The organism is Burkholderia cepacia (assembly GCF_001039005.1).
In the GTDB taxonomy this organism is placed as follows: domain Bacteria; phylum Pseudomonadota; class Gammaproteobacteria; order Burkholderiales; family Burkholderiaceae; genus Burkholderia; species Burkholderia theae.
Map to the genome: position 1 here is coordinate 40154 of NZ_LDWR01000013.1, position 15663 is coordinate 55816.

The following is a 15663-nucleotide window of genomic DNA, read 5'->3' on the forward strand; positions in this document are numbered from 1 at the left end:
CCTGCCTCGCCGCATCGCCACATGATGCGACGGCAGTCTGATTCGCCGGATGTCTTTCCCGGACAAGGAGCCCCCTGCATGAGCACCACCTACGCTTACGCGGCAACCGATTCGCAGTCGCCGCTCGCCCCGTTCGAATTCCAGCGTCGCGCGCTGCGCGACCTCGACGTCCAGATCGACGTCCTCTATTGCGGCGTCTGCCACTCGGACCTGCACCAGGCCCGCAACGAATGGCGCAACACGATCTATCCGGTCGTGCCGGGCCATGAAATCGTCGGCCGCGTGACCGCGACCGGCCCGCAGGTATCGCGCTTCAAGGTCGGCGAGCTGGTCGGCGTCGGCTGCCTCGTCGATTCGTGCCGCACCTGCCCGAGCTGCGCCGACGGCCTCGAGCAGTATTGCGAAAACGGCTTCGTCGGCACCTACAACGGCCAGGATCGCGTGACGGGCGACGTCACGTACGGCGGCTACTCGACGCAGCTGGTCGTCGACGAGGCATTCGTGCTGCGCGTGCCCGAGACGCTCGACCCGGCCGGCGCCGCGCCGCTGCTGTGCGCGGGGATCACGACCTACTCACCGCTGCGGCAGTGGAACGTCGGCCCCGGCAAGAAGGTCGGCATCGTCGGTCTCGGCGGCCTCGGCCACATGGGTGTGAAGCTGGCGCGTGCGATGGGCGCGCACGTCGTGCTGTTCACGACGTCGCCGTCGAAGATCGAGGACGGCAAGCGCGTCGGCGCGCACGAGGTCGTGATCTCGAAGGACGAAACGCAGATGAACGCGCACCTGAACAGCTTCGACTTCATCCTGAACACGGTCGCCGCGCAGCACGACCTGAATCCGTTCCTGAACCTGCTGAAGCGCGACGGCACGATGACGCTCGTCGGCGCGCCGGAGCACGACCATCCGTCGCCGCAGGTGTTCAACCTGATCTTCAAGCGCCGCCGCCTCGCGGGCTCGCTGATCGGCGGCATCGCGGAGACGCAGGAAATGCTCGACTTCTGCGCGGAGCACGGAATCACGTCGGACATCGAAACGATTCCGATGCAGCAGATCAACGCGGCCTACGAGCGGATGCTGAAGAGCGACGTGAAGTACCGGTTCGTGGTGGACATGGCTTCGATCAAGCAGTAAGCCTGAAGGCGAGCTCGCGCGGCGACGTGCGGGCTCGCCAGTTGTGCCGGACCGACATCACGGGCGCGGCACACCATCGACACATACGTCAATCGCTGTCCCGTAGCGAGAATCGAAACGGATTCTCCGGCGTATCGAATCCGAGCCGGAGCGCGTCGCGAGTTTGAGCAAAGCGCCGCCCGTCGAACGTGTAGTACTCGACCCGCAATCCGGTCCGCGCCGCCCTCGCGTCGTCGAACAGATAGCCATTCTTCGGGAATGCCAGTTTTCCGTCGCGCGTCACCACAACGGCCCGGCACGACGAAAGCAGTCCGGGCAGTTGCAGGAACGCCGGCCTGCGCGCCAACGGATCCATCAGCAGGAAGATTTGCTGGTATCGGCTGGCCGCCTCGCCCGACGCACTGCCGTTTCCCTCCACGCAGATCAGCGGACGATGGGCGGCGGTTCGCCCGGCGACGTACACGTTGGCCGAGTCCGGAAAGATGTCGGACGCGCGCTCGCCTGGGAATGCCGTTGCACGCGCAAACCGATAAGTCCGGCCGTTGATTGCGATGCGGTCCTGCCAGAGCTCGATATCGAGCGCCGTTTGCTCCAGCTTGCCATGCAGCACCGCGAAATTGCCCGGCTTGTCCGAATACGCATGAAGCACATGCGCATCCGGCTCGTTCGGGTCGGTCTCTCGGCCAATCGGCCCGTGGAATACCGCGCCCGGCCGTGCTGCGTAGAATGCCTCGTAGCTGTCGTACGACTCGGCCGCGGCACCGCTCGGCAAGACGGCCAAGACTGCTACCAGTATCGCCATGACTTTCATCGGTGTGCTTTCGCTCCCGTCGCCTCCAGAAAATCGCGATTGTATTTCCAAAAAATTGTACTTCCATGGGCGGCTGTTGAAACCCAAACCGAGTCGTAGCGGCCTCGTTCCGCGCCGTTGACCGTTTTCCCAGTCTTCTTGTTCACCACTCTCCATCGCGTGACGAACGACCCCGGGTTCTCCTCTACCTCGAAAATGTTGTGCGAAGGCGCCCCCCACTTAAATGTGTCTTTGACTTTCGGGTGTGATGCGTACGCAGTCATGAAGTCACGACCGTCCCACCAAAACGCGCCATTTGACGGGTCCGGACCTTCATTTTCCAGCGCTTTGCGCGCCCACTCGACAGCCAACCTCATTCCCGAGTCGGCATCAAGTTTGTCGTCCGAGGTAGACATCAGCTTGTTGAACCGCTGATTGGTGCCATTCCAGGCATAGGCGTAGTTCGGGTCCACTGCACGCAACTGGGATACGCTCTTCCCGCCCCATGCCCGACACCTATTGGCAACAGCAAAGGCGATTCCTCCGATTTCGTCCGAATCATTTGCGACGGATGCCTCACCGTATGCGATCGCAGCAAGCAACCGCAGATCGTCGTTGATCACGTCACTCATCGCGCGCCCCCTGTCCGCCATGCTACGAAGGAGAGATTGGGGTGCATTTTCACCGAGAACGAGCGCGTTGTACCGTGTACAAGAGGCACGTCATCAACGAGCGTGTATCCGTTGCTCAGCACCTTGCAGTTCATTCCTTCGACAGGCTTTCCGGTGATTGCGTCGACAATCTCGAAAAATTGCTCGACATCGTCCTCGGAGGTGTCCGACATCTGTTCTGCACTCGAAGGCGCCGCATGCGCAACAGGCGGTACACCATCGTTCCGTGTCTCCAGAAATATTCCTGGATTGCGACCGACCAGGACCCGATTCCTTTTGCATGGACAGAGTACGAGGTCGCCTTCAACGACCACATCCCGTCCTTTTTCCGACATCCCTTTGCCGGTTCCGAATATTTTGAATGTCCCCTCGCAGTTGCCGCACGTCGCTTCGTCGCCGCTCAGCGCTACGTGCTTTCGATCGTCATAAATCGTCGACGAGTAAGCGAACACGATTCCACGTGTCGTTGTTGGATCGCCATGCCGAATCGCAGCCTTACGCACGGTCGCCCCCAGCGCGAACGGCATCAGACAGAATCAGCGAATACGCCGGATCAAACAGCCCAGGAATCTCCTCACCATCGCGAACAGTAATGCCGAATGCATCCTGTGTGGCGATCACGATACGATCGCCGTTACTCAATTGTGATCCGACAAGTGCAACCGGCCTGTTACCCCACATGGCAGCAAAGCCAGCCCCATCAACGATAGTGGCCTCTGTACCATCCTCGTATCCAACGATATCGCCAACGACTGCGAGCCCCAGATCGTCGATCGTCGCATCGGTAGATACGCGCGAAACCTGGCCACCACGCTCGGTTCGAGCGCCGATAGTTGCGAAAAGATGCGTCGTTTCGTTGATCGCTTGTTTCGACATGCAGAGTTCTCCTGTCTGAATGGACCATCACGGCCTACAAGCGGCCGTGACGAGTAATTCGCGCCTTCGGAAAACACGCGAATATCCGTCGAGTAGTCTCCACAAAACGTGGGATCGTGAATATGGGATGAGTTCGAAAATGCAAGCGCGACCAGAACGGATCAGGGCGCCGCGGAATCGGCATTCGCCAAACGCTGGGGGAAATAGCCGCCGGGCGGCCTGCGTGATCGCTACAACAAACGAAACGGGCCGCATGTTCGACATGCGGCCCGTTTTGCATCCGGCGATCCGGCGGCGCTACCGCGCCCGATGCTCAGCCCCGGACATCACTTCTTGTAGTCGTAGTCGATCGTCAGCGGCGCATGATCGCTGAACTTGATGTCCTTGAAGATCGACGTGCTTTTCGCGGTGCCGGCCACGCCCGGCGTCGCGATCTGGTAGTCGATCCGCCACCCGACGTTCTTCGCGTACGCCTGGCCGCGGTTGCTCCACCACGTGTACTGCTCGGCGCGCGGGTCGAGCGTGCGGAACACATCGACATAACCGACGTCGTCGAACAGCTTCGTGAGCCACTCGCGCTCCTCGGGCAGGCAGCCCGAGTTCTTCTGGTTGCTCTTCCAGTTCTTGATGTCGATTTCCTTGTGGACGATGTTCACGTCGCCGCACAGGATCACCTCGCGCTTCTTCTTGAGCTGCGCGAGGTGCGGCATGAATTCGTCCATGAAGCGGTACTTCGCCTGCTGGCGCTCTTCGCCGCTCGACCCGGACGGCACGTACACCGACACGACCGACAGCTTGCCGTAGCGTGCCTCGACGTAGCGCCCCTCGGAATCGAATTCACTGCTGCCGAAGCCGATGATCACGTCATCGGGCTCGTGGCGGCTGTACACGCCCGCGCCGCTGTAGCCTTTCTTCTCGGCGTGGTGGAAATAGCTCTTGTAGCCGTGCGGCTCGACGAATTCGGCCGGCAGGTCGTCGGCCGATACCTTGATTTCCTGCACGCACACGCAATCGGCCTTCTGCTCGCCGAGCCAGTCGAAGAAGCCCTTCTTCGCGGCGGAGCGGATGCCGTTCAGGTTGGCGGTAATCACTCGCATCATGTCGGTTCCGTTCAGTTCGATGTTTTACAGGGTGGCAGCTTAACGGATCTTCACGCCTTCGAGCTCCGGCTTCGGCGGCGGGAATTCCAGCTTCATGTCGGTCATCGTGCGCAGCAGCAGCTCGGCGATCATCACGTTGCGGTGCGTCTTCGAATCCGCCGGGATCACGTACCACGGCGCATGCTCGGCCGACGTCGCGGCGAGCGCGTCGCGGTACGCGGACTGGTACGCGTCCCAGTGCTTGCGCGCGTCGAGATCGGAAATGTCGAACTTCCAGTGCTTGGCCGGATCGTCGATGCGCGCCTGCAGCCGCGCGCGCTGCTCGTCCTTCGAGATATGCAGGAAACACTTGATGATCGTCGTGCCGTTTTCGACCAGCATCGTCTCGAAATCGCGGATCTGCCGGTAGCGGCGCTCGCATTCCTTGCTGTCGATCGCGTCGAGCACGCGTGGCACGAGCACGTCTTCGTAGTGACTGCGATTGAAGATCGCGAGCTCGCCCGCGGCCGGCACCTGTGCATGCACGCGCCACAGGAAGTCGTGCGCGGCCTCGATCGGCGTCGGCGCCTTGAACGGCACGACGCGCAGGCCGAGCGGATCGACCTCGCGGAACACCGCGCGCACGGTGCCGTCCTTGCCGCTGGTATCCATCCCCTGCAGCACGAGCAGCACGCGCTTCTTCTGCTGCGTGTGCAAGCGCTCCTGCTGCACGTCGAGCTCGGTCGACACGACCGACAGCCGTTCGCGGTCGGTGTCCTTCGAACCGGTCGAAAACGGCTTCGCGGCCGGGTCGAACGCATCGAGCTTGAATGCGGCGGCTTCCTTCTCGCGCGTGCTGTAAGGCACGCGGAAATCGTCGAGCGACGGTTGTTTCGCCATTCGTTCCTCCGTTGGACGGTGTGGTGCATACGATAGCGCACCCGCAAACGCAACGGGCCGCCCCGAACAGGTTCGGCGGCGGCCCGTCGTCAAGCGCGATTCTGGCGCGCGATCATCTTCAGCCGAGCTTCTTCTTCAGCAGTTCGTTGACCTGCTGCGGATTGGCCTTGCCCTTCGTCGCCTTCATCGCCTGGCCGATCAGCGCGTTGAACGCCTTTTCCTTGCCCGCGCGGAATTCCTCGACCGACTTCGCGTTCGCCGCGAGCACCTCGTCGATGATCGCTTCGAGCGCGCCGGTGTCGGAGATCTGCTTGAGCCCCTTCGCGTCGATGATGCGGTCGGCCGCGCCTTCGTCGTCCGCCTTCTCGTCCCAGATCGTCGAGAAGATTTCCTTCGCGATCTTGTTCGAGATCGTGCCGTCGGCGATGCGCTGCAGCACGAGTGCCAGTTGAGCCGCCGACACCGGAATCGCGTCGATCTCGATACCGTCGCGGTTCAGTTGCGACGACACGTCGCCCATCAGCCAGTTCGCGGCGATCTTCGCGTTCGCAGCACCGGCCTTCGCGACCACGGACTCGAAGTACGCGGCCATCGCCTTGCTCGACGTGAGCACGCCCGCGTCGTACGCGGACACGCCGTACTGCTCGACGAAGCGCTGCTGCATCGCGGCCGGCAGTTCGGGCATCCCGGACTGCACGCGCTCGACCCAGTCCTGGCCGATCACGAGCGGCATCAGGTCGGGGTCGGGGAAGTAACGGTAATCGTGCGCGTCTTCCTTGCTGCGCATCGAACGCGTCTCGCGCTTGTCCGGGTCGTAGAGGCGCGTTTCCTGCACGACCTCGCCGCCGTCCTCGATCAGTTCGATCTGGCGACGCACTTCGTAGTTGATCGCTTCCTCGAGGAACCGGAACGAGTTCAGGTTCTTGATTTCCGCGCGCGTGCCGAACTTCTCCTGGCCGACCGGGCGCACCGACACGTTCGCGTCGCAGCGGAACGAGCCTTCCTGCATGTTGCCGTCGCAGATGCCGAGCCACACGACCAGCGCGTGCAGCGACTTCGCATAGGCCACGGCCTCGGCCGCGCTGCGCATTTCCGGCTCGGTGACGATCTCGAGCAGCGGCGTACCCGCGCGATTCAGGTCGATCCCCGTCATCCCGGCGAAGTCTTCATGCAGCGACTTGCCCGCATCTTCCTCGAGGTGCGCGCGGGTCAGGTTGACCGTCTTCTCGTACGCTTCCTTGCCGGCCTTTTCGTTGGCGGGCACCTGGATCGTGATCTGGCCGCCCTGCACGACCGGAATCTCGTACTGGCTGATCTGATAGCCCTTCGGCAGATCGGGGTAGAAATAATTCTTGCGCGCGAAGATGCTGCGCGGCGCGATGGTCGAGCCGATCGCGAGACCGAAGCGGATCGCACGCTCGACCGCGCCGCGGTTCAGCACCGGCAGCACGCCCGGCAGCGCCAGGTCGACCGGGCACGCCTGCGTGTTCGGCTCGGCGCCGAACTGCGTCGATGCGCCCGAGAAAATCTTCGAGACGGTCGACAGCTGCGCGTGCGTCTCGAGACCGATAACGACTTCCCATTGAGTAGCCATGCTTACACCCCTGCCGGAACTTGCTTGTGCCAGTCGGTCGCGCGCTGGAACGCATCGGCGACCTGCAGCATCCGGGCTTCGTTGAAATAGTTGCCGATGATCTGCAGGCCAACCGGGCGCTTCGCGTTCGCGCCCGCGCCGAAGCCGCACGGCACGCTCATGCCGGGCAGGCCCGCGAGGCTCACCGACAGCGTGTAGATATCCGCGAGATACATCTGGACCGGATCGTCGCCCTTCGCGCCGAGATCCCATGCGACCGTCGGCGATGCCGGGCCCATGATCACGTCGCAGGACTTGAACGCTTCCTGGAAATCCTGCGCGATGATGCGTCGGATCTTCTGCGCCTGCAGGTAGTACGCGTCATAGTAGCCGTGCGACAGCACGTACGCGCCGACGAGAATCCGGCGCTTCACCTCGGGGCCGAAGCCTTCCGCGCGCGACTTCTTGTACATGTCGAGCAGGTCGCCGTACTGCGCGGCGCGATGGCCGAAGCGCACGCCGTCGAAACGCGACAGGTTCGACGATGCCTCGGCCGGCGCGATCACGTAGTACACGGGGATCGACAGTTCCGTCTTCGGCAGCGACACGGGCACGAGCGTCGCGCCGAGCGCTTCATACTGCTTCAATGCCGCGTCGATCGTCGCGCGCACGTCGTCGGCGAGACCGTCGCCGAAATACTCGTTCGGCAAGCCGATGCGCAGGCCCGCGAGCGGCTTGCCCGCGTCGTTGCCGGCCACCCACGGCTGGCCGAGGTGGCGCGTGAAATCCTCGTCGTCGCGCTCGAGGCTCGTCGAGTCGCGCTCGTCGAAGCCTGCCATCGCGTTCAGCAGCAGCGCGCAGTCGGACGCGCTCTGCGCCATCGGGCCGCCCTGGTCGAGCGACGACGCGAACGCGATCATCCCGTAGCGCGACACGCGGCCGTAGGTCGGCTTGATGCCCGTCACGCCCGCGAACGACGCGGGCTGGCGGATCGAGCCGCCGGTGTCGGTGCCGGTCGCGGCCGGCGCGAGGCGCGCGGCGACGGCGGCCGAGCTGCCGCCCGAACTGCCGCCCGGCACCGCGTTCGTGTCCCACGGGTTCTTCACCGCGCCGAACGCCGAATTCTCGTTCGACGAGCCCATCGCGAACTCGTCCATGTTGGTCTTGCCGAGCGTGACCATGCCGGCCGCCTGCAGGCGGGCGACGACGGTCGCGTCGAACGGGCTCTCGTAGTTCGCGAGCATCTTCGAGCCGGCGGTCGAGCGCCAGCCGCGCGTGACGAAGACATCCTTGTGCGCGATCGGCAGGCCGGTGAGCGCGCCGCCCGCGCCGCGCGCGAGCTCCGCGTCGGCGGCTTTCGCCTGCGCGAGGGTCAGATCGGTATCGACGTGAACGAACGCGTTCAGGTCCCGCGCGGCGTCGATCCGTTTCAGGTAGTGCTGCGCGAGCTCGACGGCCGAGCATTCCTTGGCAGCGAGCGCGGCGCGCAGTTCGGTCAGGCTTTTTGCGTGCATTGAGTGGTTTTCCTGGGAATTCTGGGTGGCGCGCGGCGCAAGCCGGCCGGCGCACTTGTCATCGAACGCTTACTCGATCACCTTCGGCACGAGATAGAGGCCGTCCTGGACGGCCGGCGCCGGACGCTGGTTGTCGTCGCGATCGACAACTTCCGTCACGGCGTCGTCGCGCAGGCGCTGCGCGACTTCCTGGATCTGTTCGATCGGGTGGGCGAGCGGCGCGATGCCGGCGGTGTCGACCGCCTGCATCTGCTCGACGAGGCCGAAGAATTCGTTGAGCTGGCCGAGCATGTGCTCGGCGTCGGCGTCGGCCATTTCGAGTCGCGCCAGGTGCGCGATGCGTTTCACATCGGTCAGGGTCAGGGCCATGCGATCACCGGAAAAACAAGGCTGCGCGGCGCATCAAAAGCAGCGCCGCGGCGGGGGGTTGGAGGGTGCGATCCCACCCTCAAAAATCGGGACCGAAGCGGCAAAAATACCGCCCGTTTCGATTCAAATACCGTGAAATTATAAGGTATCATTACGCGTTCGACCCAAACCCGGCAGCCTTTTCCCGCACCGTTTCGCCCCGCTTCGGCAAGCCGTGCGTGCTTCGTGCGATCCCCGGTAGACATCACTCGCAGCTTCGTGCGCCGCGGCGGCCGCTTCCGCCACGCTTCCCGAGGCTGTTATTTTTTCCGCTGCCGCCCTCAGCGTTGCACGCCACGCAGGGCCGGCTCAGAGCGAAACAGGATTCTGAATGTTCGGTTTTTTGCGCAGCTACTTCTCCAACGATCTCGCGATCGACCTCGGCACCGCAAACACCCTGATCTACATGCGCGGCAAGGGCATCGTTCTCGATGAGCCGTCCGTCGTGTCGATTCGTCAGGAAGGCGGCCCCAACGGCAAGAAGACGATCCAGGCGGTCGGCAAGGAAGCCAAGCAGATGCTCGGCAAGGTGCCGGGCAACATCGAGGCGATCCGCCCGATGAAGGACGGCGTGATCGCCGACTTCACCGTCACCGAGCAGATGATCAAGCAGTTCATCAAGACGGCGCACGAGTCACGCATGTTCTCGCCGTCGCCGCGCATCATCATCTGCGTGCCGTGCGGCTCGACCCAGGTCGAGCGCCGCGCGATCAAGGAAGCCGCGCACGGCGCCGGCGCATCGCAGGTTTACCTGATCGAGGAGCCGATGGCGGCCGCGATCGGCGCGGGCCTGCCGGTGTCGGAAGCCACCGGCTCGATGGTCGTCGACATCGGCGGCGGCACGACGGAAGTCGGCGTGATCTCGCTCGGCGGCATCGTGTACAAGGGTTCGGTGCGCGTCGGCGGCGACAAGTTCGACGAGGCGATCGTCAACTACATCCGCCGCAACTACGGGATGCTGATCGGCGAACAGACCGCCGAGGCGATCAAGAAGGAAATCGGCTCCGCGTTCCCGGGCTCCGAAGTCAAGGAAATGGAAGTGAAGGGCCGCAACCTGTCGGAAGGCATCCCGCGCAGCTTCACGATCTCCAGCAACGAAATCCTCGAAGCGCTGACCGATCCGCTGAACCAGATCGTGTCGTCGGTGAAGATCGCGCTCGAACAAACCCCGCCGGAACTCGGCGCCGACATCGCCGAACGCGGGATGATGCTGACGGGCGGCGGCGCGCTGCTGCGCGACCTCGACCGCCTGCTCGCGGAAGAAACCGGCCTGCCGGTGCTCGTCGCGGAAGATCCGCTGACCTGCGTCGTACGCGGTTCGGGCATGGCGCTCGAGCGCATGGACAAGCTGGGCAGCATCTTCTCGTACGAGTGATCGTCTAGGCAGTTTCGTTGATATGACGCACCTGCGGCGTGGCCGGATCGCTCGTTTAGAACGAACCGCCGCGCCGTTTGCGCGTCTGAGCATCATTTAACCGATCCCACGCGCCCGGCGCCGACCATGGAATACAGTCCGCCGCCCCTCTTCAAGCAAGGTCCGCCCGCGCTCGCGCGGCTCATCTTCTTCGTTGCCCTCGCCATCGCGCTTCTCGTGTCGGACGCGCGCTTCAGCACGCTCGAAATCCTTCGTGGCGTGCTCGGCACCGTGCTCTATCCGCTGCAGCGCGCGGCGCTCGTGCCGCGCGACCTGTTCATGGGCGCGGCCGACATCGCCGTCACCGGCGCGTCGCTGCGCCACGAGAACGACGACCTCCGCAAGCGCAACCTGCAACTGTCCACGCAGGCCAACCAGGCCGCGGTGCTCTCGCAGGAAAACGCGCATCTGCGTGCGGTGCTCGAGCTGCGCCAGCACATCGCCACGCAATCGACGCCGGTCGAGATCCAGTACGACACGAGCGATCCGTTCACGCAGAAGATCGTGATCGGGCAAGGTTCGCAGCAGGGCATCCAGGGCGGCTCGCCCGTCGTCAGCGAGGACGGCGTGATCGGCCAGGTCACGCGCGTGTTCCCGCTGCAGGCCGAAGTCACGCTGATCACCGACCGCGATCTCGCGATTCCCGTGCAGGTGCTGCGCACCGGCCTGCGCAGCGTGATCTACGGCACGCCGAAGGGCGATTCGCTCGACCTGCGCTTCGTGCCGACGAGCGCGGATCTCGTCGTCGGCGACGAACTCGTCACGAGCGGCCTCGACGGCGTCTACCCGCCCGGCCTGCCGGTCGCGAAGGTCGCGCGCGTCGACAAGCTCGCCGATACCGCGTTCGCACGCGTGACCTGCGCGCCGATCGCCGCCGTGCGCGGCGCCCGTCAGATGCTCGTGCTGCATTACCAGAACGACATCCCGCCGCGCCCGGCCGAGCCCGATTCGGCCGCCGACAAGAACGCGAAGGGCGGCAAGAAGGGCGCGAAGGCCGCCGCGAAGGGCGAGAAAGCCGACAAGGCCGACGCGAACGCGAAGCCGGCCGCCGCGGCCCAGCCCGCCGCGAAGCCCGCGCCGGCTGCGCCTGCCGCTCCGGCCAAGCCCGCCGCCGCACCCGCGAAGCCTGCAGCCGGGCAATCAGGAGCCCAGCGATGAACCGCCCGCAATACATCCTGCAGCCGGTCAATCCGTACTTCATCGTCTTCAGCCTCGCCGCCGCGTTCCTGCTGAACCTGATGCCGTGGGGCCGCCTGCCCGGCGTGCCCGACTTCGTCGCGCTCGTGCTGCTGTTCTGGAACATCCACCAGCCGCGCAAGGTCGGGATGGGCGTCGCGTTCGCGCTCGGCATCCTGATGGACGTGCATGACGCGGGGCTGCTCGGCGAGCATGCGCTCGCCTATACGCTACTGTCGTACGGCGCGATCACGATCCACCGCCGCGTGCTGTGGATGCCGATCGGCGTGCAGGTGCTGTATGTCACGCCGCTGCTCGTCGTCGCGCAGCTCGTGCCGTTCGTGATCCGTCTCGTGATGGGCGCCGCGTTCCCCGGCTGGCGCTATCTGGTCGACGGCTTCGTCGAAGCCGCGCTGTGGCCGATCGCGAGCCACCTGCTGCTGATGCCGCAACGCCGCCCGGTCGATCCGGACGATACGCGCCCCATCTGAGCCGGACCGACCCTTGAATACCCGCCGCCCCCACGCCCGCGCATCGCGCTCCGGGGCGGCACCTCGCCCGCCCGCGCGCGGGTCAGATCGACCCTAACCGCATGACCGAATTCAACGACACCCAACAGCAGCTCTCGAAGTTCCGCCTGCGCGTCGCGGCGGCGGGCGTGTTCGTGTTCGTCTGCTTCGGGCTGCTCGCGAGCCGCTTCTTCTACCTGCAGTTGATGCAGCACGGCAAATACGCGCTGCAGGCCGAGGAAAACCGCATCTCGGTCGCGCCGATCGTGCCGAACCGCGGGATCATCACCGACCGCAACGGCGTGATCCTCGCGAAGAACTACTCGGCCTACACGCTCGAAATCACGCCGTCGAAGCTCGACGACACGCTCGACAACACGATCGACAAGCTGTCCGAGATCATCCCGATCGACGCACGCGACCGCCGCCGCTTCAAGAAGCTGCAGGAAGACTCGAAGAACTTCGAGAGCCTGCCGATCCGCACGCGGCTCACCGACGCGGAAGTCGCGCGCTTCACCGCGCAGCGCTTCCGCTTCCCCGGCGTCGACGTGCGGGCGCGGCTGTTCCGCCAATATCCGCTCGGCACGACCGCCGCGCACGTGATCGGCTACATCGGCCGGATCTCGAAGCGCGACCAGGATCGTATCGACGCGATGAGCGACGACAACGACAGCGACCAGGAAAACTACGATCCGCGCCGCGACGCGAACAACTACAAGGGCACCGACTACATCGGCAAGATCGGCGTCGAGCAGAGCTACGAAACCGAGCTGCACGGGCTGACGGGCTTCGAGGAAGTCGAGGTGACGGCCGGCGGCCGGCCCGTGCGCACGCTGTCGCGCACGCAGGCGACACCGGGCAACAACCTCGTGCTGTCGCTCGACATCGGGCTGCAGCAGGTCGCCGAGCAGGCGTTCGCCGGCAAGCGCGGCGCGCTCGTCGCGATCGAGCCGAAGACGGGCGACGTGCTCGCGTTCGTGTCGTCGCCGAGCTTCGACCCGAATTCGTTCGTCGACGGCATCGACCAGCAGACCTGGGACGAGCTGAACACCTCGACCGACAAGCCGCTGCTGAACCGCCCGTTGCACGGCACCTACCCGCCTGGCTCGACGTACAAGCCGTTCATGGCGCTCGCCGGCCTGACGCTCGGCAAGCGCTCGCCGGGCTGGGGTTTCCAGGATCCCGGCTACTTCACGTTCGGCGGCCACACGTTCCGCAACGACGTGCGCTCGGGCCAGGGCTGGGTCGACATGAACAAGGCGATCATGGTGTCGAACGACACCTACTTCTACATGCTCGCGCGCGACCTCGGCGTGAACGCGATCGCGAACTTCATGAAGCCGTTCGGCTTCGGCCAGATCACCGGGATCGACATCCAGGGCGAAGCGCGCGGGATCCTGCCGTCGACCGACTGGAAGAAGAAGGCGTTCAAGAAGGCCGCGCAGCAGAAGTGGTTCGACGGCGAGACGATCAGCCTCGGGATCGGCCAGGGCTACAACTCGTTCACGATCCTGCAGCTCGCCCACGCGACCGCGACGCTCGCGAACAACGGCGTCGTGATGAAGCCCCACCTCGTGAAGGAAATCGAGGATCCGATCTCGCGCGGGCGCCGCCTGACCGTGCCGAAGGAAAGCGAAGTGATTCCGCTCAAGCAGTCCGACATCGACGTCGTGAAGCGCGGGATGGAGAACGTGATCGAGAACCCGTCCGGCACCGCGTACAAGGTGTTCCGCGGCGCGCCGTACCTTGCCGCCGGCAAGACCGGTACCGCGCAGGTGTTCTCGCTGCAGGGCTCCAACTACAAGGGCCACCTGCTCGCCGAGCACCTGCGCGACCACGCATTGTTCATCGCGTACGCGCCGGTCGACCATCCGCAGATCGCCGTCGCGCTGGTCGTCGAAAACGGCGGCTGGGGTGCGCAGGCCGCGGGCCCGATCGCTCGCCGCGTGCTCGACTTCTTCCTCGTCGACCGCCAGAACCCGAAGAACGAGGCCGCGGCCGTGGCTGCCGCGGCGTCGGCGACCGAACCCGTCAACGCGCCGGTGATCGGCGACGCGAACAAGCCCGCCGCCGTCGCGACCGGCTTCAAGGCGCTGCCGCAGCCCGTCGTGCCGACCGCGGCCAGCGCGGCGGATGCGGCATCGGCCGCCTCGGCGCCCGATGCGTCGGGGGCGGCCGGCGCCAGCGCGACGCGGCCGGCCGAAGCGAGCGCCGCGGCGCCGATGGCCGCGAGCCTGCCGCCGATCCGGCGCCCGCACCGGCCGCGCCGACCCGCCAGCGACGCGCAGCCGCTCGTCGCCACGCCGCGGGACGACAACCACCGTGCGACGGCCCCCGCGAAAGCGGCGGACGCCGGCACCGCTCATTAACGGAGAAAGGCATGCAATTCGACAAGCGCGCCTGGCTCGACAAGATCAAGCAGATGTTCGCGGGTTTCGACCGCCCGCTCGCCCTCATCGTGTTCCTGCTGCTGTGCGTCGGCATCGTCACGCTGTACAGCGCGGCGATCGACATGCCGGGCCGCGTCGAGGACCAGTTGCGCAACATCCTGCTGACGTTCGTGCTGATGTGGGTGATCGCCAATATCCCGCCGACGACGCTGATGCGCTTCGCGGTCCCGCTCTATACGTTCGGGGTCGCGCTGCTGGTCGCGGTCGCGCTGTTCGGGATGACCAAGAAGGGCGCGAAGCGTTGGCTGAACGTCGGCGTCGTGATCCAGCCGTCCGAGATCCTCAAGATCGCGACACCGCTGATGCTCGCGTGGTACTACCAGCGCCGCGAAGGCGGGCTGCGCTGGTACGACTTCATCGTCGCGTTCGGGATCCTGCTGGTGCCGGTCGGGCTGATCGCGAAGCAGCCCGACCTCGGCACGGGCCTGCTCGTGTTCGCGGCCGGCCTCTTCGTGATCTACCTTGCGGGCCTGTCGTTCAAGCTGATCGTGCCGGTGCTCGTCGCGGGCGTGATCGCGGTCGGCTCGATCGCCGTGTTCGAGCAGCGCATCTGCCAGCCCGAAGTGCAGTGGCCGCTGATGCACGACTACCAGAAGCACCGCGTGTGCACGCTGCTCGACCCGACCTCCGACCCGCTCGGCAAGGGCTTCCACACGATCCAGGCCGTGATCGCGATCGGTTCGGGCGGCGTGCTCGGCAAGGGCTACCTGAAAGGCACGCAGGCGCACCTCGAATTCATTCCGGAGAAGCACACCGACTTCATCTTCGCGGTGTTCTCGGAGGAATGGGGGCTCGCGGGCGGGCTCGTGTTGCTGACGCTGTACATGGCGCTGATCGCGCGCGGGCTCTATATCGCCGCGCAGGGCGCGACGCTGTTCGGCCGCCTGCTCGCGGGCTCGCTCACGCTCGCGTTCTTCGTCTATGCGTTCGTCAATATCGGGATGGTGAGCGGCGTGCTGCCGGTCGTCGGCGTGCCGCTGCCGTTCATGAGTTACGGCGGCACCGCGCTCACGACGCTCGGCATCGCGATCGGGATGATCATGAGCGTCGGGCGGCAGCGGCGGCTGATGAAGAGCTGACCGCGCGACACGGCCGCGGCAAAGAAAAACGGCGCCCTGGCGCCGTTTTTCTTTTCGTGTGTTTCGAATGCGGCCATGCAGCGCCGCGCCCGC

Annotated in this window: 15 protein-coding genes; 6 read left to right on the top strand and 9 right to left on the bottom strand. The window is 65.1% G+C overall.

Annotation, left to right across the window (positions count from 1 at the left end; genetic code table 11):
• The first annotated feature begins 78 nt into the window (after positions 1–78).
• Positions 79–1131, top strand: coding sequence for an NAD(P)-dependent alcohol dehydrogenase (locus VL15_RS07960; RefSeq protein WP_048244666.1), 1053 nt, complete (start codon positions 79–81; stop codon positions 1129–1131).
• A gap of 88 nt (positions 1132–1219) precedes the next feature.
• Here the strand turns inward: VL15_RS07960 and VL15_RS07965 are convergent, their stop codons facing one another.
• From VL15_RS07965 to gatC, 9 genes are all read right to left on the bottom strand, one after another.
• Positions 1220–1942 carry a hypothetical protein gene (locus VL15_RS07965; RefSeq protein WP_048244668.1) on the bottom strand — a complete coding sequence of 241 codons (723 nt, stop codon included), beginning with the start codon at positions 1940–1942 and terminating at the stop codon, positions 1220–1222.
• Complete coding sequence (locus tag VL15_RS07970) at positions 1939–2553, bottom strand: hypothetical protein (RefSeq protein ID WP_048244778.1); 615 nt, start codon at positions 2551–2553, stop codon at positions 1939–1941. Before VL15_RS07970 ends, VL15_RS07965 begins: the two co-directional genes overlap by 4 nt.
• Positions 2550–3119 (bottom strand): PAAR domain-containing protein, encoded by a 570-nt coding sequence (locus VL15_RS41785; RefSeq protein WP_230684369.1) that lies wholly within the window; start codon positions 3117–3119, stop codon positions 2550–2552. The genes VL15_RS07970 and VL15_RS41785 overlap by 4 nt, the downstream gene beginning before the upstream one ends.
• Positions 3088–3468, bottom strand: a complete 381-nt coding sequence (locus VL15_RS07980; RefSeq protein ID WP_048244670.1) for a PAAR domain-containing protein — start codon at positions 3466–3468, stop codon at positions 3088–3090. Before VL15_RS07980 ends, VL15_RS41785 begins: the two co-directional genes overlap by 32 nt.
• A 326-nt stretch (positions 3469–3794) precedes the next feature.
• Positions 3795–4568, bottom strand: a complete 774-nt coding sequence (locus VL15_RS07985) for an exodeoxyribonuclease III (RefSeq protein WP_048244672.1) — start codon at positions 4566–4568, stop codon at positions 3795–3797.
• 39 nt (positions 4569–4607) lie between these two features.
• Positions 4608–5447: a polyphosphate kinase 2 family protein gene (locus VL15_RS07990; RefSeq protein WP_048244674.1), complete on the bottom strand. Its 840-nt coding sequence runs from the start codon at positions 5445–5447 to the stop codon at positions 4608–4610.
• A 118-nt stretch (positions 5448–5565) separates the two neighbouring features.
• Positions 5566–7041 carry an Asp-tRNA(Asn)/Glu-tRNA(Gln) amidotransferase subunit GatB gene (gene gatB, locus VL15_RS07995; RefSeq protein ID WP_048244676.1) on the bottom strand — a complete coding sequence of 492 codons (1476 nt, stop codon included), beginning with the start codon at positions 7039–7041 and terminating at the stop codon, positions 5566–5568.
• A 2-nt stretch (positions 7042–7043) separates the two neighbouring features.
• Entirely contained in the window at positions 7044–8534 is a 1491-nt protein-coding gene (gatA, locus tag VL15_RS08000) for an Asp-tRNA(Asn)/Glu-tRNA(Gln) amidotransferase subunit GatA (RefSeq protein ID WP_048244678.1), read from the bottom strand.
• Between the two features lie 69 nt (positions 8535–8603).
• Positions 8604–8903: an Asp-tRNA(Asn)/Glu-tRNA(Gln) amidotransferase subunit GatC gene (gatC, locus tag VL15_RS08005; RefSeq protein ID WP_006485929.1), complete on the bottom strand. Its 300-nt coding sequence runs from the start codon at positions 8901–8903 to the stop codon at positions 8604–8606.
• Positions 8904–9273: 370 nt separating this feature from the next.
• Here gatC and VL15_RS08010 point away from each other — a divergent pair, with 370 nt between their 5' ends.
• The 5 genes from VL15_RS08010 (at position 9274) to rodA (ending at position 15570) form a co-directional block, all read left to right on the top strand.
• On the top strand, positions 9274–10317 hold the full coding sequence (locus tag VL15_RS08010; protein WP_004189550.1) for a rod shape-determining protein: 1044 nt from the start codon (positions 9274–9276) through the stop codon (positions 10315–10317).
• Positions 10318–10443: 126 nt separating this feature from the next.
• Entirely contained in the window at positions 10444–11514 is a 1071-nt protein-coding gene (gene mreC / locus VL15_RS08015) for a rod shape-determining protein MreC (protein ID WP_048244680.1), read from the top strand.
• Positions 11511–12023, top strand: a complete 513-nt coding sequence (gene mreD, locus VL15_RS08020; protein ID WP_009687274.1) for a rod shape-determining protein MreD — start codon at positions 11511–11513, stop codon at positions 12021–12023. Before mreC ends, mreD begins: the two co-directional genes overlap by 4 nt.
• 101 nt (positions 12024–12124) lie before the next feature.
• Entirely contained in the window at positions 12125–14410 is a 2286-nt protein-coding gene (mrdA, locus tag VL15_RS08025) for a penicillin-binding protein 2 (RefSeq protein ID WP_048244682.1), read from the top strand.
• Positions 14411–14421: 11 nt separating this feature from the next.
• Positions 14422–15570 (top strand): rod shape-determining protein RodA, encoded by a 1149-nt coding sequence (gene rodA, locus VL15_RS08030; RefSeq protein WP_048244684.1) that lies wholly within the window; start codon positions 14422–14424, stop codon positions 15568–15570.
• The last annotated feature ends 93 nt before the right edge of the window (positions 15571–15663 follow it).

What these genes read in the sequence shown, in the direction of transcription:
- VL15_RS07990 (WP_048244674.1), bottom strand. Translation starts at nt 5,447, where the DNA reads ATGGCGAAACAACCGTCGCTCGACGATTTCCGCGTGCCTTACAGCACG.
- gatA (WP_048244678.1), bottom strand. Translation starts at nt 8,534, where the DNA reads ATGCACGCAAAAAGCCTGACCGAACTGCGCGCCGCGCTCGCTGCCAAG.
- VL15_RS41785 (WP_230684369.1), bottom strand. Translation starts at nt 3,119, where the DNA reads ATGCCGTTCGCGCTGGGGGCGACCGTGCGTAAGGCTGCGATTCGGCAT.
- VL15_RS07980 (WP_048244670.1), bottom strand. Translation starts at nt 3,468, where the DNA reads ATGTCGAAACAAGCGATCAACGAAACGACGCATCTTTTCGCAACTATC.
- rodA (WP_048244684.1), top strand. Translation starts at nt 14,422, where the DNA reads ATGCAATTCGACAAGCGCGCCTGGCTCGACAAGATCAAGCAGATGTTC.
- gatB (WP_048244676.1), bottom strand. Translation starts at nt 7,041, where the DNA reads ATGGCTACTCAATGGGAAGTCGTTATCGGTCTCGAGACGCACGCGCAG.
- mreD (WP_009687274.1), top strand. Translation starts at nt 11,511, where the DNA reads ATGAACCGCCCGCAATACATCCTGCAGCCGGTCAATCCGTACTTCATC.
- mrdA (WP_048244682.1), top strand. Translation starts at nt 12,125, where the DNA reads ATGACCGAATTCAACGACACCCAACAGCAGCTCTCGAAGTTCCGCCTG.
- VL15_RS08010 (WP_004189550.1), top strand. Translation starts at nt 9,274, where the DNA reads ATGTTCGGTTTTTTGCGCAGCTACTTCTCCAACGATCTCGCGATCGAC.
- gatC (WP_006485929.1), bottom strand. Translation starts at nt 8,903, where the DNA reads ATGGCCCTGACCCTGACCGATGTGAAACGCATCGCGCACCTGGCGCGA.
- VL15_RS07985 (WP_048244672.1), bottom strand. Translation starts at nt 4,568, where the DNA reads ATGATGCGAGTGATTACCGCCAACCTGAACGGCATCCGCTCCGCCGCG.
- VL15_RS07965 (WP_048244668.1), bottom strand. Translation starts at nt 1,942, where the DNA reads ATGAAAGTCATGGCGATACTGGTAGCAGTCTTGGCCGTCTTGCCGAGC.
- VL15_RS07960 (WP_048244666.1), top strand. Translation starts at nt 79, where the DNA reads ATGAGCACCACCTACGCTTACGCGGCAACCGATTCGCAGTCGCCGCTC.
- VL15_RS07970 (WP_048244778.1), bottom strand. Translation starts at nt 2,553, where the DNA reads ATGAGTGACGTGATCAACGACGATCTGCGGTTGCTTGCTGCGATCGCA.
- mreC (WP_048244680.1), top strand. Translation starts at nt 10,444, where the DNA reads ATGGAATACAGTCCGCCGCCCCTCTTCAAGCAAGGTCCGCCCGCGCTC.